Annotated in this window: 27 protein-coding genes and 1 tRNA gene; 7 read left to right on the top strand and 21 right to left on the bottom strand. The window is 44.8% G+C overall.

All coding sequences use genetic code 11. The annotated features are described in order from the left end of the window. Positions 1-61 precede the first annotated feature (61 nt). Both K365_RS28710 and K365_RS27280 read left to right on the top strand, forming a co-directional pair. Positions 62-847 (top strand): hypothetical protein, encoded by a 786-nt coding sequence (locus tag K365_RS28710; RefSeq protein WP_024334639.1) that lies wholly within the window; start codon positions 62-64, stop codon positions 845-847. Next, on the top strand, positions 766-1,773 hold the full coding sequence (locus K365_RS27280) for an ISAzo13 family transposase (protein ID WP_337833249.1): 1,008 nt from the start codon (positions 766-768) through the stop codon (positions 1,771-1,773). Before K365_RS28710 ends, K365_RS27280 begins: the two co-directional genes overlap by 82 nt. A 742-nt stretch (positions 1,774-2,515) precedes the next feature. Here K365_RS27280 and K365_RS0111305 read toward each other — a convergent pair. The 15 genes from K365_RS0111305 to K365_RS0111215 form a co-directional block, all read right to left on the bottom strand. Beyond that, positions 2,516-2,800, bottom strand: a complete 285-nt coding sequence (locus K365_RS0111305; protein WP_024334637.1) for a hypothetical protein — start codon at positions 2,798-2,800, stop codon at positions 2,516-2,518. Then, on the bottom strand, positions 2,793-3,236 hold the full coding sequence (locus tag K365_RS0111300; RefSeq protein WP_024334636.1) for a hypothetical protein: 444 nt from the start codon (positions 3,234-3,236) through the stop codon (positions 2,793-2,795). Before K365_RS0111300 ends, K365_RS0111305 begins: the two co-directional genes overlap by 8 nt. 654 nt (positions 3,237-3,890) lie before the next feature. Then, complete coding sequence (locus K365_RS0111290; protein ID WP_024334635.1) at positions 3,891-4,091, bottom strand: hypothetical protein; 201 nt, start codon at positions 4,089-4,091, stop codon at positions 3,891-3,893. A 16-nt stretch (positions 4,092-4,107) separates the two neighbouring features. Continuing rightward, positions 4,108-4,320: a hypothetical protein gene (locus K365_RS0111285; protein ID WP_024334634.1), complete on the bottom strand. Its 213-nt coding sequence runs from the start codon at positions 4,318-4,320 to the stop codon at positions 4,108-4,110. After that, a complete protein-coding gene (locus tag K365_RS27925) occupies positions 4,313-4,453 on the bottom strand; it encodes a hypothetical protein (protein ID WP_156887714.1) in 141 nt (46 codons plus the stop codon). The genes K365_RS0111285 and K365_RS27925 overlap by 8 nt, the downstream gene beginning before the upstream one ends. A gap of 3 nt (positions 4,454-4,456) precedes the next feature. Next, positions 4,457-5,014: a recombinase family protein gene (locus K365_RS0111275; RefSeq protein ID WP_024334633.1), complete on the bottom strand. Its 558-nt coding sequence runs from the start codon at positions 5,012-5,014 to the stop codon at positions 4,457-4,459. A 139-nt stretch (positions 5,015-5,153) separates the two neighbouring features. Then, positions 5,154-6,599 (bottom strand): hypothetical protein, encoded by a 1,446-nt coding sequence (locus K365_RS0111270; RefSeq protein ID WP_156887713.1) that lies wholly within the window; start codon positions 6,597-6,599, stop codon positions 5,154-5,156. A gap of 240 nt (positions 6,600-6,839) precedes the next feature. Then, positions 6,840-7,091, bottom strand: a complete 252-nt coding sequence (locus K365_RS25685) for an HGGxSTG domain-containing protein (RefSeq protein ID WP_024334631.1) — start codon at positions 7,089-7,091, stop codon at positions 6,840-6,842. Positions 7,092-7,141: 50 nt separating this feature from the next. Continuing rightward, the gene (locus K365_RS0111260) at positions 7,142-7,369 is read right to left on the bottom strand and encodes a hypothetical protein (RefSeq protein ID WP_024334630.1); all 228 of its coding nucleotides are present in this window, start codon (positions 7,367-7,369) and stop codon (positions 7,142-7,144) included. Positions 7,370-7,434: 65 nt separating this feature from the next. Next, positions 7,435-7,743: a hypothetical protein gene (locus K365_RS0111255; RefSeq protein WP_156887712.1), complete on the bottom strand. Its 309-nt coding sequence runs from the start codon at positions 7,741-7,743 to the stop codon at positions 7,435-7,437. Between the two features lie 163 nt (positions 7,744-7,906). Continuing rightward, a complete protein-coding gene (locus tag K365_RS0111250; RefSeq protein ID WP_024334628.1) occupies positions 7,907-9,127 on the bottom strand; it encodes a DNA-primase RepB domain-containing protein in 1,221 nt (406 codons plus the stop codon). Positions 9,128-9,817: 690 nt separating this feature from the next. Further along, positions 9,818-10,597, bottom strand: a complete 780-nt coding sequence (locus K365_RS26540) for a KilA-N domain-containing protein (protein WP_024334625.1) — start codon at positions 10,595-10,597, stop codon at positions 9,818-9,820. A 418-nt stretch (positions 10,598-11,015) separates the two neighbouring features. Next, positions 11,016-11,228 (bottom strand): hypothetical protein, encoded by a 213-nt coding sequence (locus K365_RS0111225; protein ID WP_024334624.1) that lies wholly within the window; start codon positions 11,226-11,228, stop codon positions 11,016-11,018. 245 nt (positions 11,229-11,473) lie between these two features. Beyond that, on the bottom strand, positions 11,474-12,250 hold the full coding sequence (locus K365_RS0111220; RefSeq protein WP_024334623.1) for a hypothetical protein: 777 nt from the start codon (positions 12,248-12,250) through the stop codon (positions 11,474-11,476). Positions 12,251-12,252: 2 nt separating this feature from the next. Further along, positions 12,253-13,398: a tyrosine-type recombinase/integrase gene (locus K365_RS0111215; protein WP_024334622.1), complete on the bottom strand. Its 1,146-nt coding sequence runs from the start codon at positions 13,396-13,398 to the stop codon at positions 12,253-12,255. 135 nt (positions 13,399-13,533) lie between these two features. On the opposite strand from K365_RS0111215, the gene K365_RS0111210 reads away from it, so the two are divergent. Beyond that, positions 13,534-13,615: transfer RNA gene (locus K365_RS0111210), tRNA-Leu, on the top strand. A gap of 65 nt (positions 13,616-13,680) precedes the next feature. Here K365_RS0111210 and K365_RS0111205 read toward each other — a convergent pair. The 4 genes from K365_RS0111205 to K365_RS0111190 form a co-directional block, all read right to left on the bottom strand. After that, positions 13,681-15,207: an ATP-binding protein gene (locus tag K365_RS0111205; protein ID WP_024334621.1), complete on the bottom strand. Its 1,527-nt coding sequence runs from the start codon at positions 15,205-15,207 to the stop codon at positions 13,681-13,683. Next, positions 15,204-15,635, bottom strand: coding sequence for a type VII toxin-antitoxin system HepT family RNase toxin (gene hepT, locus K365_RS0111200; RefSeq protein ID WP_024334620.1), 432 nt, complete (start codon positions 15,633-15,635; stop codon positions 15,204-15,206). Before hepT ends, K365_RS0111205 begins: the two co-directional genes overlap by 4 nt. Then, positions 15,632-16,069 (bottom strand): type VII toxin-antitoxin system MntA family adenylyltransferase antitoxin, encoded by a 438-nt coding sequence (mntA, locus tag K365_RS0111195; RefSeq protein ID WP_169432946.1) that lies wholly within the window; start codon positions 16,067-16,069, stop codon positions 15,632-15,634. The genes hepT and mntA overlap by 4 nt, the downstream gene beginning before the upstream one ends. A 134-nt stretch (positions 16,070-16,203) precedes the next feature. Next, positions 16,204-17,781, bottom strand: a complete 1,578-nt coding sequence (locus tag K365_RS0111190) for an ATP-binding protein (protein ID WP_024334618.1) — start codon at positions 17,779-17,781, stop codon at positions 16,204-16,206. A 177-nt stretch (positions 17,782-17,958) separates the two neighbouring features. Between K365_RS0111190 and K365_RS28705 the strand changes: the two genes are divergently transcribed. Beyond that, on the top strand, positions 17,959-18,189 hold the full coding sequence (locus K365_RS28705) for a hypothetical protein (protein WP_245569163.1): 231 nt from the start codon (positions 17,959-17,961) through the stop codon (positions 18,187-18,189). After that, the gene (locus tag K365_RS27275; RefSeq protein ID WP_245569162.1) at positions 18,176-18,502 is read left to right on the top strand and encodes a hypothetical protein; all 327 of its coding nucleotides are present in this window, start codon (positions 18,176-18,178) and stop codon (positions 18,500-18,502) included. Before K365_RS28705 ends, K365_RS27275 begins: the two co-directional genes overlap by 14 nt. Positions 18,503-18,523: 21 nt before the next feature. On the opposite strand, the gene K365_RS27920 is transcribed toward K365_RS27275, so the two are convergent. Further along, on the bottom strand, positions 18,524-18,724 hold the full coding sequence (locus tag K365_RS27920) for a hypothetical protein (protein ID WP_156887711.1): 201 nt from the start codon (positions 18,722-18,724) through the stop codon (positions 18,524-18,526). Between K365_RS27920 and K365_RS29365 the strand changes: the two genes are divergently transcribed. Next, the gene (locus tag K365_RS29365; RefSeq protein WP_353740172.1) at positions 18,666-18,995 is read left to right on the top strand and encodes a DUF4143 domain-containing protein; all 330 of its coding nucleotides are present in this window, start codon (positions 18,666-18,668) and stop codon (positions 18,993-18,995) included. The genes K365_RS27920 and K365_RS29365 overlap by 59 nt on opposite strands. Next, on the top strand, positions 18,992-19,219 hold the full coding sequence (locus K365_RS0111165; RefSeq protein WP_024334616.1) for a type II toxin-antitoxin system HicB family antitoxin: 228 nt from the start codon (positions 18,992-18,994) through the stop codon (positions 19,217-19,219). The genes K365_RS29365 and K365_RS0111165 overlap by 4 nt, the downstream gene beginning before the upstream one ends. A 22-nt stretch (positions 19,220-19,241) precedes the next feature. Here K365_RS0111165 and K365_RS0111160 read toward each other — a convergent pair whose 3' ends face one another. After that, positions 19,242-19,424 (bottom strand): hypothetical protein, encoded by a 183-nt coding sequence (locus K365_RS0111160; RefSeq protein WP_024334615.1) that lies wholly within the window; start codon positions 19,422-19,424, stop codon positions 19,242-19,244. Positions 19,425-19,441 lie beyond the last annotated feature (17 nt).

Here is a 19,441-nt window from a genome sequence, read left to right as displayed (position 1 = left end):
ATGTGTATATTTGGTATAGTTCGCCTAATTATTACTATAATCGGGGGAACTATATCATTCCATGGCCTCAGAAAGCAGTGATTTAAAAGCAGTAGAAAACTATTTAAAATTTCATAAAATTAGTACGTTAGATCAAATAAAAAAAGAGTTGTTCACCAACAGCACCATGACTGTTTTCAGAAAGCTTAAATCGTTGGGTTATCTTTCCAGCTACTCTCATCGAGGAAAATATTATACACTCGAATCTATTGCTAATTTTGATGAAAGCGGATTATGGTCTTTCAATTCTATTTGGTTCTCCAAATATGGTAATTTGATAGAAACGACCGCAGAATTTGTTAATCTATCCAAGGCTGGATTCTCCGCTCAGGAGCTTTCCCGGATTTTAAATGTCGAAGTGAAGCATCCCTTGTTGGAGCTTTTCCGACAAAAACGGCTTTATCGAAAAAAAATATCAACGGTGTTTATATATTTTTCACAGGACCCATCTAAACAGCGGCAGCAGATCACACTCCGGAAAAGTGGTGAACCGCTTGTCGATTTTGATAGAACGTATGAGATTGAAGTTTTTCGGGATGAACTAAAGGCCGCTATTATTCTTTTTTACAGCCTGTTGGACGAAAAACAGCGCCGTCTTTATGCTGGTCTTGAATCATTCAAAATTGGTCATGGCGGTGATAAGAAGATGGCTGATTTTTTTGGATTAGATCCCCATACTATTGCAAAGGGCCGCCGCGAAATTTTGGGAGGAACAATCAAGACAAAATCTGTTCGGGAAAAAGGTGGCGGCAGAAAACCAGTGGAAAAAAAATTCCAAAAATCATCTCCAAAATCCAAAAAATCTTGAAATATGAAACTGCGGGACATCCTATCACGGGACTCAAATGGACCCGGAAGACGACGGAAAAGATAGCTGAACAATTGAAATCCATTGGTATTGATGTCAGTTCAAATACTGTTTGCCGGCTTCTCAAAGGCATGGGATTTTCCCTTCGGGTAAATGCAAAACAATTGGCATCTGGCGCAGCCAATCCAGACCCTGAAAAAAGAAATCGACAATTTGAATATATTGGCAATTTGAGGGAACAGTTTGCATCACAGGGTTTGCCCACAATCAGCGTAGACACCAAAAAAAAAGAATTGATAGGAAATTTCAAAAATCATGGAAAACTCTGGCAACAGACCCCCATAGCGGTTTATGATCATGATTTTCCAACCCATGCTGTGGGAAAGGCTGTTCCATATGGGATTTATGATACCCAGAGAAATTCGGGCACTGTCTTTGTTGGTCATAGCGCTGATACACCATCTTTTGCTGTTGAATGTATTCAAAAATGGTGGAGAAAATACGGAAAAAAACAATATCCTGAAAAAACAAAACTGTTGATAGTAGCTGATTCAGGTGGTAGCAATGGTTATCGATCCAGGGTTTGGAAATACCAAATACAAAAGCAACTCTGTGATGAACATGGGTTATCAGTCCAGATTTGTCATTATCCGCCGGGGACATCAAAATGGAACCCTATAGAGCACCGCCTGTTCAGTGAAATCAGTAAAAACTGGGCCGGTCACCCTTTGAAGTCTTTTGAAACGGTTTTGAAATACATACGAACAACAAAAACGTCAACAGGATTAACAGTTAAAGCTCATTTCGTCAAAAAAAAATATAAAACAGGGGAAAAAGTTTCTGACAAGCAAATGAAAGAAATCAAGATTGAGAAACACCATCAACTGACTGATTGGAACTACAAATTGACACCATCAAAAATGTGATTTTATTTTTGAGGCGGCCCTAAGGCATCTTGCGACACCCGGCAGTTGGAAACCGCCTTCACGATACGCGGTTGTATACGGGGTACTTTCTCAAGTCCGCACGGCCGTCAGTAACATTGCTGTTACTATCATCCACACCAGTACGGTTATTCCGTTCAAATCGTTTCACGTGATTCAACACCATGCTGGAAGTCTGCACACTTTCATGTCCGGGCAAATCTTGAACCCATATCTGGTCCATTACAGACCAACATTCGCTTTCTCCAGCGATCCTCTACCCGCATCCCCATGGGTTGGCCTTGCGGTCAACTGTCCTTCCTTTGAAGGAGAAATACGGGCTTACCAAGTTCCACTTTTAACACACAATGGGTTAGCATCTGTCTGTCCGCCGGAGGGATCATAGATTACGTGAAGCGACAACGGAACACTCCATCCATACCTCTTACCATTTTGGTCCAGGCCTGTCAGCATCTTTGGCCTGTCAAACATAACGACGTTTATTAACAGTTCACATATGTTACGCATACCATCGTTCCTAGCTCCCATCCAGGTTGATGCTCCCAGAGTTGAAGTCCTCTCACGATTCTTTCTCCTGGCACAAGGCCAAGGGCTTCATTGTCATTCGGGCTTCACACAAAACCATTACTGGCAATGCATGCCGAACTTGAAAACTGCTGGTAATACAGCAGGTTGGGTCAAGCCCAACATTATTAAAAGCGACTTCTTGTCGCAACCGCTGAATTTATTTGTTGAGTTTCTTTTCTTTTTCTTTTATCCAATCCCAGAATTCTTTTTTCATCCAACCTTTCCTTTTAGATATGTCCAAGCGGCATATAAAGAGACTTCCTCCAGATTCAACAAGTGGCCGTAATCTTTCTTGCCATTTATCAATCCTAGATGTTGAATATAAAACCCAAACTGAGTCAGTACATCTAAACCAATCTACCGAAAGATTCATCTTTGTTTCAACTTGTTCGTATGTAATACCTTTTTTAGGCAGGATAAACACATGATAAAAATTAGCCATTTTTGACCTCCTCATTGCCATCCTCACTTTCGGCGAGTTGAGGAGTATCTGGATCTTGAAGGCTATCGATTTCTTCAGGTGAAAGCGTGACAGGTGTTTCCTCTATCACGTCACCTTGACTTGATGGTAGTTGCGGATTAGCTTTCGTACCCAAACGTAGTTGTTCTAAGGTGATAAACTCCGCACCATCTAAAATCGCTGCTTGAGGATTTCGATCTGCAAAACTGACTATGCGCCAGAGAATTGGAAAACATAAAAGAAAAAGCATTCCTAAAGCGAGTGCCGAAACCCAAACAACTTTGACAGACCAAACAATTATTGCGAAGGCAAAACTAACGGAAATAAGAACTGTGCCTACTTTTCCGACAACACCACCTGTAAGTTTTATCTTGGACACAGAACCCAATATTGAATGGAAATCAATTGATTTTGTCACAAAGTGCCTCCAATATTTTTCGTCATAGAAAGTTATTGTATGGTTCAGTACATCATGTATATTTGAATGTACCTGACCATATGGCCAAATATTATGGAATTATTTGATCTCCTTTCAGAGGTTTCCAAAGCTCAACCTAATCGCAATAATCTTTGATTCGGGCCAAACTCAACCATTCTTGCCCTATACTGAATTACATCAAACCTCAATGATACTCAAGGTATTTCAAAAATCATTTTCATTAAATTTTACAATCTTCCATGGAAGTCTATCCGAGAAAGGAAGTTTTTTCTTAGGTTGTAACAAATGCCGTGTCAATGCTTACTTGGCTGCATACCACAGCCTCGGGAGACCCTCATGGTTGGAGTAAAAATACTGATACATATTTCATAAAAAAAGAAATGGAAACTTTTTATCCTGCCGGCGCCCACTCACTGATACCATACCGCTCCAGGACCTCATTGAAAAAACCCAGGTCCTGATCCCGCAGCTGGGTATAAATAACGCCACCATCTTCTATGTAGCCTCCCAGGGCCTCAAGAAAAATATGGGGTTACGCATCTGCCGCTGCAAAGTCAATCCGGCATTTCTCAACACCTTCATTGCTGGCCCGGTAAAGGCCCGTGAATGATTTTCCGAAAATCCCCTGTTCCGTCATAGCTCCCCCCTTTCCCCGAAATTTATAATCTGTGCCGGTTCCTGCACCATAGCAGGTTTTGGCTGATTTTCACCGTATTTGCTCATGGTCAGATTCCACAGGGCATTAAAACTGTTTGGCCGGTCTTGCTCCCATAGCATCAATGCCCGGATAAAGTCTGCATTTCTGTATGCCCATGTCTTGGTGATATTATCCATACTGCATGTCACCTGTTTAAAGTTTCGGTTTAAGGCCCGGCGTGAATCCTTTTGTGTCTCCCGAAACTCCCCTTTCCAGATCATCCAACCACCCCAAAACTGAGGCGGTATTTTTGCGGATCTCCTGAATGGCATCGGCCTGGGGTTTCTGCCCGGTAACATGACTGCTCCAAACCATTACCATCCCGGTTAATGCCTCCATCACCTTTTCCTGGGTCGATTCATTCATAGCTTTCCCGCTCCTCCTGTTCCGTGTTCCTGATAAACTCCTCCATGACATCCAACATATCCCGAAAGGCCTGGATGGTTGCCAAGGTCAGGGGGGTGTCATCTGTTTTGAATTTGGCCATTTCTTCAGTCATGGTTTACTGCTCCTTTATCACATTGTAAATGGTGGCCCGGCTGACTCCATGATGTTTGGACAATGTCGTTGGGTTCATGCCCCCCTTGTGAAGCTGCCGGATGTATTTTTTCTGCTGATCCGTCAATGATGCTTTCCGGCCCAGGTGTTTCCCCTTGGCCTTGGCCGCCGCTATCCCTGCCAACTGCCGTTCCCGCCGCAGGTTGGTTTCAAACTCTGCAAACACACCCAACATCTGAAGGAAGGCCCTGCCCGTTGCTGTGGTGGTGTCAATCTTCTGGTCCAGGATTTCCAGGGCCGCCCCTTTGGATTCCAGGGTATTCACAATCTGACACAGGTCCCCGGTGTTGCGTGCCAGTCGATCCAGTTTCCAGACAACCAGCTTGTCACCGGCCCCCATCATATCCAGGAGAAGGTTCAGGACTTCCCGGCCCTGGGTGCTGGTCCCTGATTTCTTTTCCTGCCGGTGGACGGCTTCAGGGTATGCTTTTGTTAATGCTTCCATCTGGCTGTCCATGTTCTGATCCAGTGTTGAAACCCTTGTGTATGTGAAAATCGTCATGCCTTAACCCCCATTTATGCAAATGTTTATGTCAACGTTATGAAGGTTTAGACCTTTTTAGAATAAGTGTCAACAATTGTTTTTATAACCTTTATGACACTATTCCCGGGGGTGTTATAAAGGTATACCTTTGTGGCGGTCACTTGATTCCCAACCGTTTCTTTGCATCCCCCAGAGTGTCCGTAAATTTTTTGCGGGTCCACTGCCCCCCACCATGGCCGGTCTTGAATGAAAGGGGCACACTGTTTTTATTCAAAAGGTCAACCCTTGCCTGTGCATTGGACCGCCCCGGATATTTTTCAGCCACCAGCAGCAGGTACTTGTCCCGTTCCTCAATGGTTATTACCCGGCCTGTGCAATCGGGTATCAGGTCATCATCACCCTGGGCAGGTTCAACCGGGTCCGGTTCATCGACGGGCGTGTCTGTATCCACCAGGACGGTATTTTGTTCTCCATGGTCATCGGTGGTGTCAACTTCCGGCAAATTTTCCGTAATCTTTTCAGGCTCAGCAACAGAGGTGTCAATTTCCACATGGGTTTCGGTGGTGGTCTGGTTGATGTCGTCGGTGACAGCATTTTCACTGACCTGTGCAAGGTCCGTCTCCTGATCCACCTGGATAGCAGGCTCAATTTGAACCGTGCTGGGGGCATCATCAATTTCCGGTTCCTGATCCCCCAAGGCGGTGTCACCATCACCTGCCTGATCCTGTTCAGGGTCCGAGTTCACATGGGCGGTATCCAGTTCAATATCTTCAAGGTCATCCCCCTGGGCAATGTCATTGTCTTCGGCCTGGATTTCCTGCACATCGGCTGCCGGGTCCGGATTATCCGTGGCAGCATTTACCCGGTCCAATTCCCCGCCGGTGGCTTCGGCCTGGGCATCATCGACCCTGTGATCCAGATTTTTACCGGGATTGATAAGAGTGCAGTATACCTGGTTCAGGTCTATTCCAAGTTTGTGAAACTGACAGATAAAGTCCGGACCTTTCATTTCTATAGCTTTGACCCAAACATGGTCACCATCTTCCTGTTCAATGTTACCGTCTGCAAATTGGCAAAGCTCATCAATGACAGCACTCAACCGATCATCCAGCAACCGGAGTCGGCTTTTTTGGAGCTGCTGTTCAATAAAATCCTGCCCAGCCTGGGGACCGTGCCCCCTTGTATTCAAGGCTTTCCTGGTTGCTTCCAGGGCCTGGTTTGAAATCTCCCCGGACTCAATGGCCTGGTTGATCTCCTTTAATTTATCCATGATGGCAGCATCACGGCTTTGAGACCGTTTCCGCCCGGCACCTTCACGGGCACCCCCCCGCCTGGTTCCATCTTTGGCTGGTTTGATTTCTTTGATTTTTTTCGTATCCTTTGTGGCAGTTGGCTTTTCACCTTTTGGGACATTTGTCCCACCTTGTCGCTCTGCCCGTTTCCGTATAGTGTCCGGGCTGACTTTGGTTTCAAAATACTTTTCAACCTCAGCGGCCACCTTGCGGCCTATCTCGCGGATACTGTTTCCGGTTTCTTTGCGCTCTTCCATTTCTTCTTGAACACGCTGCTCTATCCATAGCCCACATGCTTCTGGTATTGCCATGATATCTTCCTTTAGTTAGTGCCTTACTCCCCAGTTCCTTTCAAAAAACTTAGAAACTGAGGAGGAACACCTGGGTTACGGGTATCCCGCGTTAGTATTTGTTCGTATTCCCACATAGGTATTTTTCCCTACCAGTATAAGTGTTTCCCCTATCCCCAGGGGGATGACCGGGACCGGCTTCCGAATGTAGTATTTTGTAGTATTCACATGGGCTTTGAAATCTTAGCATTTCTTAGCACCTCATGGGTTTTGATCCTGGCCGTCATCGCCCTGGCCGGGTTCCGGGTCCGGTTGACTTTCCCGTTTCTTCACCCTGGGCAGGTTCCGGGTCACCCGTGCCTTACCCTCCGGTGTCGTCGGGCCGGTACTTAGGCCGCCATGCAGCCGGCAACGTCCATTTATATAGAGGTCTTTCCTTTTGCATGCCGTTCCCCTCCGGGTCTTGGCCCCGCAGGTTTCCCGCTGTAAGTATTCATCCCAGGTCAGTTTCATGGTTTCCCCTCAATGTGAGTTTTTGTGAGCATTCACGGGCTTTTCCCAGGTCATCCCCGCTTTCCTGTCCAGAGGTCCAGGTTAACTTTTGTATAGTATTCATGGGCTTTGATGCGGCTTCCCATGTCAGGTTTTGCCATGTTCTCAAGGGGTTTGTGCTGCCGTCCGCTGTCCAGGGTCACGGAAACGTCACATCTCACTGCATGTTTTTGCATCCTCTCATGAGGTTTGGCCCGGTCCAACACCACCATATCCAGCAGTTCCGATGTCCACATCATTGCACCCTCGATCCTCTCCAATCGATCCCCCCCTGGGACATTCCCCTCTCGTCCCGGAACAGTGTTCATAAAAGCCTTAAAGCCTTTTTTCTTTTCTGCCTTGACTGCACTTCATCAGCAGCGAAAAACAACAATTCACCCTTGCAAAAATCTACATACTCCAGCTTTTTTTCCAGGTCTTCATAATCGGTGTAATGCCCGCAATCCTGTGCGGCATTAACCAATGCGGCCACCCTTTCATTTTTCATTTCTTCAAAAGTCATGTCAAAAGCCCTCCGTTTGAATGTCCTGCTGGTCCCTGCCGATAAAACCACATCACTATGCACCAGCATATCCGGTACCGCTTTTTCCTGAAACGGTTTCAGCTTTCTCATGAACCGGATCTCTACCGGGACAACCCGTCGGCGGTCAACAACATCCACCTGCTTCAGGGTCCAGGGTATGTCCCCGGTGTGCCGGGTTCTGCATCTTCAACCGGCGTTTCAGGTATTGCCTTGCGGCCGGGTCCAGGCCCGTGATGGTCAAGAGTAAAGGGAGTCAATCCCAATCTCCTCCCGCTGGGTAATTTAAAACCCTATCCACCTTGTGCTTGGAAAGTGGTGGATTGCAAGCTGCCGCAAATTGTTCAGCCGTTTCCCGAATCTCATCTATTGAAAGATTTGCTTTGACCATGCCGCCCACAATCCGGCATAAGGTGTTATTACGTACACCATGATTAACACCTTTTAACTTCAAAGGTTTCTGTCTGAATTTCTCATTGAGTTGGTCAAAAGTATATCGCCGCTCCCATGCGAAAATAATTCTGCACAGAAACGGGGTATCCGTTTTGTGGTGATAATATCCCGGCATCCGCATGCACCGACAAAGATCCTTCACATCATCCCCCTTGAATTTTTTTGCAAGCGTTATCTGAAAATCTGAGAACGCCTCTCTCGGAAAATCATCAACAAACCAGTATGCGTGATACTTCCCCGGTGACGTTTCCACCACAAGACTTGGGTCATAAGACAAAACTGGCTCTATTGGTGATCCATCCAGATCCACAAAGACAGCCCGGACCCGCACAATGTTTTTTTTCTGTCTACCCGTGCCATCAGTTTCATTGACGGTCAGGAAGATGCCGGAGCCGGTTTCGTTGCTTGCTTCAAACTGACACAACCTGTTTGTTTGATAAACCTTCCCCCGTGTTTTGCGTTTGTCATTGAACACTTGGAAAGTGAGTCTGCCCGTGAAATAGCTGAGGAATTTTTCTTTATGTTCATCGGGTAAGCCTGAGAACCCCCCTGATCCCCCCGGGTCTCCTTCTCCCCCTTGTAAATATATTGCCGGGTTTTCAGAAAGTCGGGAAACCGGGTATTCAGTCAATAGCTTTGTGGGCAATGCTTCCGGCGTTTCATGAGCATTTTTTTTACCGTGTTTTTTTGCAATGGCCTGTGTTTTAGCCTGTGGTCCCCTGGTGGTGGATATAGATGGTGATTTCACTCGATCCTCAAAGGTGTAAAACTGATATTCTGCACCTTTGAATTTTCCCTTTTTTTCATAGGTTGGATACGTTTCCAAGAGGCCCAATGACTTCAAGAATTTAATGGCCTTATCAAGTCGATCTTTTCCAATGTTGAATTTATCTTTTATCCATTCCCGCCTGACAACAAAATTAGGGTTTCTTTCGATCTCTTTCATCACGCCATCCCATATGAAATAAGCCAGACGTTTATGGGTTTCATCACAGAAGATGGAAAACAGATCATCACGTATCATAAAGCACCCTCGAAAAACTTCTGTTGGGTATGCTTGCTTTCAATATCCCGCATGGTTCACCTGCCTTTTGGGTGCTGCTCCCCGGTGGCTGGTGAAAACCGGGTGTCCCCGTCAGGAACCCGCACATTGCAGGCCAGCAAATTATGAAAACCATCTGCTTGATAACCCGTTTATAAATGTGCCACTCCTTCCCGCCCGGCGAGTATCTGCCTGATTTGTGCATAAATCCCGTCCCTGGCAAGACATCTTAGGCATAACCCATAGAACAGGGTCCAGTGTTCTTTGTCGGCGGCTGACAATTCACCCGGTCCGGTTTTGTGGCAATGGTGGACATCTGCTTCATCCCCGCATATCAGACAAGTTGCTGTGTTCGGCATTGCGATCATTTCTTTTCCCTTTAATATTATGTTTATTTCTTCCCGATACGCTGCTGTCTAATCGTTGATTTGCTTGGGTTGCCAGGGCCGCAGGTGATGCAACGGACAGTCACAGGCAGTGCAATATTTGACCTCCGTCTTTTGGAAACAACAGCAGTCAAAACATTTGGCATTGATTGCCATCCGCAGACTTCTGGGATTCTGTCTGGCTTTTGTGATCGGATCGACTGGTTGAGGTTTCTTGATTTCCCCAAACTGGACTTTCTGCCGATACTCTTCAGCAGCTTGCTTAAATTTCAAATTCTCAGTCATTTTATGCCCTTTCTGCTGATAAAAATTGTTGGTTCCGGGTTTCTGAGTGGTAACTTACTGGTCGAGCACTGATTGTTTTTTGCACCTTCATTTGACTATCATCGACTGGTAAATTTCCCTGACCCTGCTCATGGTAGCTGATCAAATGTTCCTTGCGCTCCTGATAATCCTTGCCGATCTCAATTAAACCAGTATTTATCAGCTGGAGCTTGTCAATTTCTTGAAGTTGTGCCGCGGTGCATGCATCACGAACATTGTTCACTTGATTTTCTTTTTTAAATTGTTTTGCCGGCATACCAAGGACAATCCGGTTGATCAGGTCAATTTCGTTTCGGAAGTGATAATGCTTTGCAGGATCATGCTGCCGAAGGATAGCGTCAGTCATTGGCAGAAAACCGGTCTTGGCTTCAAGACGATTGCGCTGCCAGTCTGATTCAGCTTTAATTCGATCCATTGTCCATCGATCAAGTTTGACGCCAAAGATTGGACTTAACCATCTTGCAAATTGGAGGGCAAGATTGTTATGAAAATATGTTCCACCAAATTTGCCTCGCTTAGTATGGATAAAATTTTCCTTTGTGTAATTACCCTGTGAGAGGGTAATTAAAGCATCAAGGTATTCTTGATTCTGACTTTGTTTCCAGAAATCATCAGGCCTCCTCCCAAACGGCTTTGCCATCTGGGTGGCGTTAAAAAAAAGTTCCTCTGTCTTTGACAACAAAGATACATCAACAATGATTTCTGCCTGATTAACCTGGATGATTTCGTATTTTGTTTTCATGGCTCCCTTTTTCCCTTATACTGTCTGGTAAATTCTATTTGTGCATTCCACCAAGAAAAGAACCTCTCACTGTAAAAAATCCCCATTTCTCAAGGATTCTTAGAGCAGTTTTCCCTGTGGAAAGGAATTTGCCCCTTTTTTTGCCTGCGGACTGCTTATTTTTTCAAGCTGCCATTCGGTTTTCTCGTTTACGGCTTTTTCTTTGATTACTTCCCAAGATTGCCAACACCGCAATTTTTCGGAAAGGGAATACACGGAATAATCATTTTGGAAGCCGCCGCCCCGGCTTACTGTTTCTATAAAACCCCGTTCATGAAATTCTTTGAAAGCGGTCCAGATAGCTTTGTCACCATATCCAAGGCGGTCGCCTGGGTGTCCCCGTCAGGAACCCGGAAACCGGACCAGCATAGTGAGAATTTTATACATTCAGTCTTTTTGCAGACTGGATGTTTTTCTTTTGAGCATCCCTGACCATGCGATAATATTCATCCATATCAACCAGCAATTTGCCAGCAACCTTGAATACCAGCGCGGGATATTTTTTTTGTGAATGATATTTGTATCCGGTGTGGAGGTTCAGGGGCGATTCACTGATTGGGACTACGTTTGGTTTTTTTTGGATTTCGCTCATTTTCCTTTTCTCCCTTTTTAATTGGTTATACCCAATAATACCAATTTGCAAAAAATTGTCAAGATAGAAAACTCAATTATTACAGTAATTTATTTACGATAATACGTCTTATTTTAACAATAAGCGTAAAGCGCAACAAAAGATTAGCATAAATTTATTGGAAATGTGAAAAATGTCGAAGGGAAAGTGGGGACGTAATGAGTTCGTTAGGAGGGTAGGGTGGGGGGATATTGAGAATCACCTATTTAATAGTGATGTTTTACCCGACAAAGATCTGAGCAAAACTTTTTTGAACCCTTGCGCTTTATAACGGTGAACCTGCCGCAGTAATCGCAAAACTTGAAATGATCTTGACCACCAAGGTCAAGGAAATTTAAAATCATATTGGATATAATGGAATCGAAATGGAGATTGTAAAAACCTTCAAACTCTTCCCCTTGGCTGTAATAGCATCCCAAATACCGGAAGGTTTTGGCTTTTTCCAATCGATGTTTCTTAACAACGAAAGAGTCAGTTATTTCCTCATATTCATTAATGAGACCTATGATGCATTCAGCGATGGTATCTTCCTCAGTGGTTTCATTTTTTTGAATATCAGCGAATAAATAGTTCCACGGTCTGTTTGTTTTATAGATTGTTTGAAAAATCGATTCTATGTCTTTGCGCTTTAGTAACATATTAAGGATATCCATTCGAAAATAACCTCTGATGTCACCAGGTTCAAAGGGTTCGATATTATAGCGGGGGGATACTATTGGATGAAGAGGCATCTCTTGACCAAACGAATCTATACAGTATTCTTCAAAATATGATAGATTCTCAAATCCTTGGTCATCGATAAATCGTATTTTTTCCATCTCGCTGATCCAGGTTTTGTTGTAATCAACAGGATATGAGATGTTTAATATTTTTTTGGCCTCTTTGATTAATTTCTTGAACTCATGGGGCTTGATTCCGGGGTTTAGGTATCTTTCTATCCACTGACCCATGGATATCATTCTCTTCTTGTCTTTAGGATTCATTTTCAAGCCCTTTTGGTCGTGGTGGTATCTTTGCCTTTGGAAGGTGCCAAAAGTTCATCTGATCGGTTAACCGTATCCCGCAGGCTCTTGTCTGAGAGATGGGCATACCTCATGGTGGTGGATGAGTCTTTATGGGTTAGAAGCTTTTGAACCTGATATAGCGATACCCCGCTTGAAACAAGATAAGATGCAAAGTTGTGACGGAAATCATAATATCTGAAGGATTCATGGATGCCGGCAGCCTCTTTGATTTTTTGCCAACCGTGACGGATGGTTTTCCGCTGCTTCCCTTTGGAGGAGTAAAACACAAACGGCGTGTCAAACTCTTTGGGAACACTTCTCAATACTTCAATAGCCTTTCCCGATAAAGGTAGTATCTGATCCAATGTACCCTTGGGGTCTCGCAGGGTGATGGTTGCATTTTCAAAATCAATATCACGCCATTCAAGTTTAAATATTTCGCTGGGCCGCATGCCTGTGTAAAAAGAAAAGGAAACAATGGAAGCCTGCATACGGTCCGTCCAGGTATCAAGGGTGTTTATCAGTCGAGTCAATTCATCTGCACTGAGGAACTCCACAATTTGATTGTTGAGTCTCGGTTTTTTGACCTTGTTGCATGGATTTTGCCCTGTGAAAATCCCCCATTGCGAAGCAACATTGAATATCCGTGTCAGCAACACCAACTGGTGTTTGATGTAAGAAGCGGATAGGGGTTTTCCTTGACGGCTTTTTCTTTTTTTTAATAAGAGGACGAATTTTTCAATATCAAACGGGGATATGGCATCCAGTGTTTGTTTGCCCAGGGCAGGGCTCAGGTTTTTGTTAAAATTGTATTGATCAATTTTCCATGATTTTTTGTTGACCTTCAGCCATGAGAGGTACTTCTCTTCCCAAAATTCGTTCAGTGTCATGGCTGGCTTTTTTTTCTGGATATCAAATTCATCCCGGGAAATGTCAGTTTTAAGCTTGCTTTCTATATCCCTGGCAAGCACCAGATTACCGGCAATCCTCGAAACACGCTTGCCATTGACACGAACAATAACCCGGTATTTTTTGTTTTTTGGGACTTTCGCTCCACAGTTTGAACATACTTTTGACCCTAATTTCAGGTCTGATTTACACTCCATACAATGGATATTGATAGCCATCTTTATGCTCCCCTTTCAAAGTCTTGGTGTGACAATGGTGTGACACTCGGATGACAAAACAGGGTAATTTGATCCAAACGCTTACAAGTTTATTAAGCGGTGAAAGCCTTATTGTCAAGGATTTTATTAAAATTTCCAAAAATAGATAAATAGGATTTTTTAGACTTAGGATCTAGTGCCGCAAGGCGTGGAGGTTCAAGTCCTCTCTTCGGTACCAAAAATACACAAAAAAACGGGCGTTTCAGGTGTTTTTAATCAAAAATTTCTGAAAGGCCCGTTTTTTTATACCGGTTCCCACTCAAAAGACACGATGTTTCTTTTTTCCTTTGAAAATTCGATGCCGATGAGAAAAATGCGGTTTCCGTCTTCCATATATTTTTCAAAGTAGCGTTTCTCCTTGATCTGCACCAGTGGATTTTTGCTTTTGGATTGTTCATCCTGAACCACTTTGAATTCAAAGATATATATTTTTTCATGCCCGGGAAATTTCAGGGTCAGGTCCGCCCGGCCTTTGCTGGTGATATCTTCTGCGGTCAGGTCCAGGCCGAGGCTGGCAAGAAAGGCATAGATCACGCTGACATAAAATCCTTCATAATGGGTCACGTTCCCGTGGGCCGTGTAGGGGATGGCGGCAAAAAGGCGCGCGATCTGTGCCTTGAGGCCCGTGAAATCATCTTCAAGCAAGGTTTTGTATAAACGGGCATCCGGCTGGAACCGATGTTCCGTGAAGTATCCGATCAGATATTGATTGAACGCGTTCTTGACTTCAAAGTTTGGATAGGAAAGGGTATGGATCACCTGGTTGAAAATGGTGGCGGTTTTTTTGATGGTCAAGTATCCGGTCTGGAACATCAGGGATTCAATGGGGATATTGCCCACATCAAAGGTGTTCAACAGCTGCTCGGACACTTCCAGGTTTTCCAGGTCCGGCAGAAAATACTGCTTGTCCCGGATCATATCCATTAGAAAAGTAGGGGTGCCGGTCTCGAACCAGTAGTTTTTGAACTTTCCACCTTCCTGGAAGAACAGCAGAATGTCGTAAGGATTGTACACTGGCTCTCCGAAAAATGAATATCCATTATACCATTTTGCCAGTTCCGCCAGATCCACGGGTCCTTCGGGTCCGGTCCGGGCCAGGTGTTCCTTGAAACTGATCTCCACATCCGCCTGGGTATATCCGCAGATGGTGGCATATTCCGGGGACAGGGTGATATCCTGCAGATTGTTCAACCCGGAAAACAGGTTCATCTTGCTGAATTTGCTCACCCCGGTGAGAAATACGAACCGGATGAACGGGTCCATTCCCTCTCTCATGATCAATGCGGTGTCGTTGTCCGTGATATTGTCCAGGATCGGTTTGTCGTATTCGTCGATCAGGATCACCACGGGCATATCATGCCGGTCATGGCATTTTCGGATCAATTCTTCAAACGCGTTGGAAGTGCCGGTTTCCTGGATTTCCAGATTGAAATCCCTGGCAGATTGTCTGATGAACGCGCCGATTTTGTCCGACATTTCTTTTTTGGTTTTGACCAGTCCTTTGGAAAAGTCGATGCGGATGACCGGATATGTTTTGTCCCAGTCCCATCTGTCATGCACAAACAGGCCCTTGAACAGCTCTTTTTTTGCTTCAAACAGACATTTCAACGTATCCAGGAACAGGGATTTGCCGAACCGCCGGGGCCGGGAAAGGAAATAATATTTGCCGGAATCGGCCATTTTCAGGGCCAGGGGAGTTTTGTCGATATAGACGTAATGGTCTCTTCTGATTTCAGGAAAATTCTGTATGCCCAGGGGAAGTTTTTTCATGGTCCCACTCCATCAAGGGATTCATGGGAACGAACCTGCTGTATGAAATTTTCAAAATCCGAAAGATGTTTTTGAATAATGCCGTATATCAGCGCATCGTCTATCCGGTCATACCCATGCACCAGAATATTTCTGGTGCCGGCCATGGGTATGAGAAATTTCAGAAGAGTGGTTTCAATGATGCCGGATTCCGCCAATACCATAAAAACGCCTTTGTTGTCGGACGGTTCTTTCAAATGATGGATGGCAATTAAAATTTTTCCGATATCCAGACAGGATTCAATCGCCACCTGAATATTTCTCTCAGCCACATCTTTATCTCGGGCTGAAGAAAGATAGGATTCAAACGAATTCATGGTTTGAGACAGATGTCTCAGTCGGTTTACCCGTTCTTCCACAGTCAGGATTTTTTTTAAAATTGATTTCATGGCATCTCTTTAGTCTGAACCCGTTTATATTTCCGCAGTTCATCCAGAAAGGGTTTGAAGTCAAAATACATGCCTTTCAGTGCGATTTCATATTCAAGCCGGTCGTCAGGATCGTTTTCATATAACAGTTTTCCGGTCGTGATCACCTGGTAGGCGGTTTCAACAGAGGCTGCATTCAAAATGACCACATCTGTCTGCCGGTCTGTTTTATCACTTACCCGGGTCGCTATAATATACGCATCATAAGAAGCTGTCAGAGGGTCTTTTTTGTACAGAGAATGATTAAGCAAAAAAGCCATGTCGATATCGGAACACGGTTTAAATCGGTCTTCATCCAGAACGGAACCAAACAGATATACCGCCCGGATGGTTTTTCTGGCCGACAGTGCCTGCTGGATGCAGTGGTTCACAATGCCGGCGACCGATTGAATCATTTTATCATATCTGTCTGCCTGTATCATAAAACCAATATACCTTCAACAGCCGGTGTTTACAAGAAATCATCGGGCCAAAAATTTATCTTGTCAGATAATTTTTTTGGTATGATCCCCTTGGGCAAGCGCTCGTTTCAGACCAGTTCCCACTCAAAAGATACGATGTTTCTTTTTTCCTTTGAAAATTCGATGCCGATGAGAAATATGTTTCTGCCGTCTTTCATGTATTTTTCAAAATAGCGTTTTTCCCTGATCTGTGCCAGCGGGTTTTTGCTTTGGGATTGTTCATCCTGGCGCACTTTGAATTCAAATATGTAAATCAAATCTTTAGAAAATTTGATCACCATATCTGCCCGGCCGGTGCTGACAGCGTCTTCCAGTTGAATGTCAATGCCCAGTGAATAAAAATAAGCATAGATCACACTGGTATAAAACCCTTCATACTCGGCAATGGTGTTTTTCATATATGCATTGTAGGGGATGCCGGAAAAAAGGCGCTTCAGCACCGGCTCCAGATGTTCAACCTGCCGGTCTTCCAGGCAGACATAAAGATCATCCTGCACCATCCCCCGGATGTTGTGGCTCTGGGCCAGATGATCCAGAAAATAGTTTAAAAAAGCGTGCCGGACCTCAAAATTGGGAAATCCCAGCCGATATCGGTTGATATGGGGAATTCTGGATGGCTTGATGGCCTGAATGGTCAGGTACCCGGTCTGGAACATCAGGGATTCGATGGGGATATTGCCCACATCAAAGGTGTTCAAAAGCTGCTCCGACACCTCCAGGTTTTCTAGATCCGGCAGAAAATACTGTTTTGCCCGGATCATGTCCATCAAAAATGTAGGGGTGCCGGTCTCGAACCAGTAATTTCTATATTGTCCACCTTTGTCAAAGAACAGCAGGATATCATAAGGGTTGTACACAGGCTCACCGCCGAAGGAATAACCATTATACCATTTTGCCAGTTCCACCAGGTCTATCGGTGCATTGGATTCGAGCAAAGTCAGATATTCTTTGAAACCGGTTTCCACATCGGCCTGGGTATATCCGCAGATGGTGGCATACCGATCATCGAGGGTGATATCCGTCAGGTTGTTCAGACCGGAAAACAGGTTCATTTTACTGAACTTGCTCACCCCGGTGAGAAATGCAAACTTGATGTGTTCATCCGCATCCTTGATGGCGGAGTAGAATCCACGCAAGGTGTCTCTGACAGACAATGCCGTGTCTTCATCTGTGATATTGTCCAGAATCGGCTTGTCATATTCATCCACCACCACCACCACCGGCATTTGATATTTTTCATGGCAGGCCTCGATGAGACCCCTGAAATAATTGCCGATGGTTTCCCTGTTTGCCGCGGTGACCCCGTTATCTCGTTCATTTTTCTGAAGCAGCCCGGCTATGGTTTTTTCAAGATGCTCGGATGACTGACATACATCCCCGCCAAAGCTGATTTTGATCACCGGATATTTTTTATCCCAGTCCCATTTGTTATACACAAACAGGCCTTTGAACAGATCTTTTCTGCCTTCGAACAAACATTTCAACGTATCCAGAAACAAAGATTTGCCGAACCGCCGGGGCCGGGAAAGGAAATAATAAGCCCCCTGTTCAGCCATGGCAAATGCCTGTTGTGTTTTATCGATATACAGATAGGGGGAGGTTCTTATTTTTTCAAAACTCTGAATGCCCAGGGGCAGTTTTTTCATGGTTTCTCTCCCAGCAGGGATTCATTTGATTTCATGGTAACTTCCTCTGTCTGCCTGTATCATTAAACCAATATACCTTTAAATGTCGGTGTTTACAAGAAATTATGATGTCAGAAGTTAAGCCACTTGACAGGAAAACCAGGATGGTACATTTTCATGTGTATAAGGTGGTGTATAATGAGAACCAAACAAGAAAACGGCGTAACCTGCTGGAACTGGACGGAAAAATCGAATTCAGGCATGATTATGACTATAAAGCCTCTCGGGAAAACAAATGATACTGGGTTTGTACACCTCCAGTTGCTGGAATACATGGTTAAGATCTGGCGTTTGTATATCAAGCAGCATAAAAAGCAGATGGTTGGAAGTAGTGATCAGTTACCTGGCATCGGCCTTGGAAGAAGATGAACTAACGTGGAAACAAATAAAGGAGATAGCGGAGCAGGCTATTTCCAAAGAGACAGGGGGGTATGTTATGACATTAGAAGAGAAAGTAAGGAATGAGGGCAAGCAGGAAGGCCTGGTTGAAGGTGAGCAGAAAGGCAAGCTGGAAGGTCTCAAAGAAGGCATCGAACTGGGCATCACCCTTAAATTTCCCGGGGACATTGACACAGTAATGGCCGAAGTGAACAAAATTGATGATCTGGGTACACTGAAAGAAATTAAAGAAACGATAAAAACCGCAAAAGACATCTCGGAGATCCTGGCACTGCTGAAATAACATGAACCCGCTACCATACCATTACGCCTGCCCACAGAGAAAGACAGGAGTGGTACGTCCTTTGTGAATTTGTTCTAAGACCCTTCCAGGAAGCGTATCCAAAAGATTTCTTTTCTCTTGATCCGCGCCTTCCTGTCCCACCTGACAATCAAAAATAATTTGAATACAGCTTAACATTTTAAAATTTCCTGCCTGGGAGGGTTTTGCCGTTGAATCCATCATTCGGTCTCATAGGGCCGGGCCTGGAGACTGCTATTTCTGGTCCACACATGCCGGGGCTGAGCTGGATCTGCTCGTTTTCGAATCCGGCAGGAGAATCGGGTATGAAATCAAGCACACGGATGCGCCGCGCATGACCCGGTCGCTGGGCATCGCGCAGACGGATCTTAAAATTGATGACTTGTATGTGGTATATCCGGGATCAAAGCGGTTTCCCCTGGATGACCGGATACATGCGGCCGGTCTGCAAGGTTTGGTGCAGGGGTGTCCATGAAACTCAATGTGTTCATAAAACCCGATCCTGAAGATGGCGGGTATAATGTCAGTTGTCCAGCTTTACCTGGTTGTCATTCCCAGGGAGAAACCATTGAAGAAGCTGTAGCCAATATTCAGGAAGCCATTGAAGGCTGTCTCGATGTGCTCAACAAAAGAGGGACATTGCGTGGTCTTATCAAAGATTCCGGGATGACCGTCGAAGAATTTGTATCCAAGTTGTAACATTTCTACAACCATCAAAATTTTATTTCCAACAGCCCATACCCCCCCCCCCCCCCCGGGAAAACAGCACGTCAACATGAGATTCAAAAAACTGCCTGAGCACTTGCCGGTCATGATCGGAAGCCGCCTCCTTTAACCACAGGTTCAATCCGGCATTACTCATCAGGATATGGGTGAATCCTTTGCCGGTCAGGGTGGCTGCCACATCCTTTCCAGTTGTGG

The organism is Desulfotignum balticum DSM 7044 (genome assembly GCF_000421285.1).
Lineage (GTDB): Bacteria > Desulfobacterota > Desulfobacteria > Desulfobacterales > Desulfobacteraceae > Desulfotignum > Desulfotignum balticum.
Note: the sequence above shows the minus strand (reverse complement) of the source record. Positions and strands in the feature narration are given on the sequence as shown.

Bases quoted from the DNA above. Each gene is read 5' to 3' on its own strand.
- K365_RS28710 (WP_024334639.1), top strand. From the start codon at position 62: ATGGCCTCAGAAAGCAGTGATTTAAAAGCAGTAGAAAACTATTTAAAA.
- K365_RS0111305 (WP_024334637.1), bottom strand. From the start codon at position 2,800: ATGGCTAATTTTTATCATGTGTTTATCCTGCCTAAAAAAGGTATTACA.
- K365_RS0111290 (WP_024334635.1), bottom strand. From the start codon at position 4,091: ATGGATAATATCACCAAGACATGGGCATACAGAAATGCAGACTTTATC.
- K365_RS0111285 (WP_024334634.1), bottom strand. From the start codon at position 4,320: ATGAATGAATCGACCCAGGAAAAGGTGATGGAGGCATTAACCGGGATG.
- K365_RS27925 (WP_156887714.1), bottom strand. From the start codon at position 4,453: ATGACTGAAGAAATGGCCAAATTCAAAACAGATGACACCCCCCTGACC.
- K365_RS0111275 (WP_024334633.1), bottom strand. From the start codon at position 5,014: ATGACGATTTTCACATACACAAGGGTTTCAACACTGGATCAGAACATG.
- K365_RS0111270 (WP_156887713.1), bottom strand. From the start codon at position 6,599: ATGGCAATACCAGAAGCATGTGGGCTATGGATAGAGCAGCGTGTTCAA.
- K365_RS25685 (WP_024334631.1), bottom strand. From the start codon at position 7,091: ATGAAACTGACCTGGGATGAATACTTACAGCGGGAAACCTGCGGGGCC.
- K365_RS0111260 (WP_024334630.1), bottom strand. From the start codon at position 7,369: ATGATGTGGACATCGGAACTGCTGGATATGGTGGTGTTGGACCGGGCC.
- K365_RS0111255 (WP_156887712.1), bottom strand. From the start codon at position 7,743: ATGAGAAAGCTGAAACCGTTTCAGGAAAAAGCGGTACCGGATATGCTG.
- K365_RS0111250 (WP_024334628.1), bottom strand. From the start codon at position 9,127: ATGATACGTGATGATCTGTTTTCCATCTTCTGTGATGAAACCCATAAA.
- K365_RS26540 (WP_024334625.1), bottom strand. From the start codon at position 10,597: ATGAAAACAAAATACGAAATCATCCAGGTTAATCAGGCAGAAATCATT.
- K365_RS0111225 (WP_024334624.1), bottom strand. From the start codon at position 11,228: ATGAGCGAAATCCAAAAAAAACCAAACGTAGTCCCAATCAGTGAATCG.
- K365_RS0111220 (WP_024334623.1), bottom strand. From the start codon at position 12,250: ATGAATCCTAAAGACAAGAAGAGAATGATATCCATGGGTCAGTGGATA.
- K365_RS0111215 (WP_024334622.1), bottom strand. From the start codon at position 13,398: ATGGCTATCAATATCCATTGTATGGAGTGTAAATCAGACCTGAAATTA.
- K365_RS0111205 (WP_024334621.1), bottom strand. From the start codon at position 15,207: ATGAAAAAACTTCCCCTGGGCATACAGAATTTTCCTGAAATCAGAAGA.
- hepT (WP_024334620.1), bottom strand. From the start codon at position 15,635: ATGAAATCAATTTTAAAAAAAATCCTGACTGTGGAAGAACGGGTAAAC.
- mntA (WP_169432946.1), bottom strand. From the start codon at position 16,069: ATGATTCAATCGGTCGCCGGCATTGTGAACCACTGCATCCAGCAGGCA.
- K365_RS0111190 (WP_024334618.1), bottom strand. From the start codon at position 17,781: ATGAAAAAACTGCCCCTGGGCATTCAGAGTTTTGAAAAAATAAGAACC.
- K365_RS28705 (WP_245569163.1), top strand. From the start codon at position 17,959: ATGAGAACCAAACAAGAAAACGGCGTAACCTGCTGGAACTGGACGGAA.
- K365_RS27920 (WP_156887711.1), bottom strand. From the start codon at position 18,724: ATGATGGATTCAACGGCAAAACCCTCCCAGGCAGGAAATTTTAAAATG.
- K365_RS0111165 (WP_024334616.1), top strand. From the start codon at position 18,992: ATGAAACTCAATGTGTTCATAAAACCCGATCCTGAAGATGGCGGGTAT.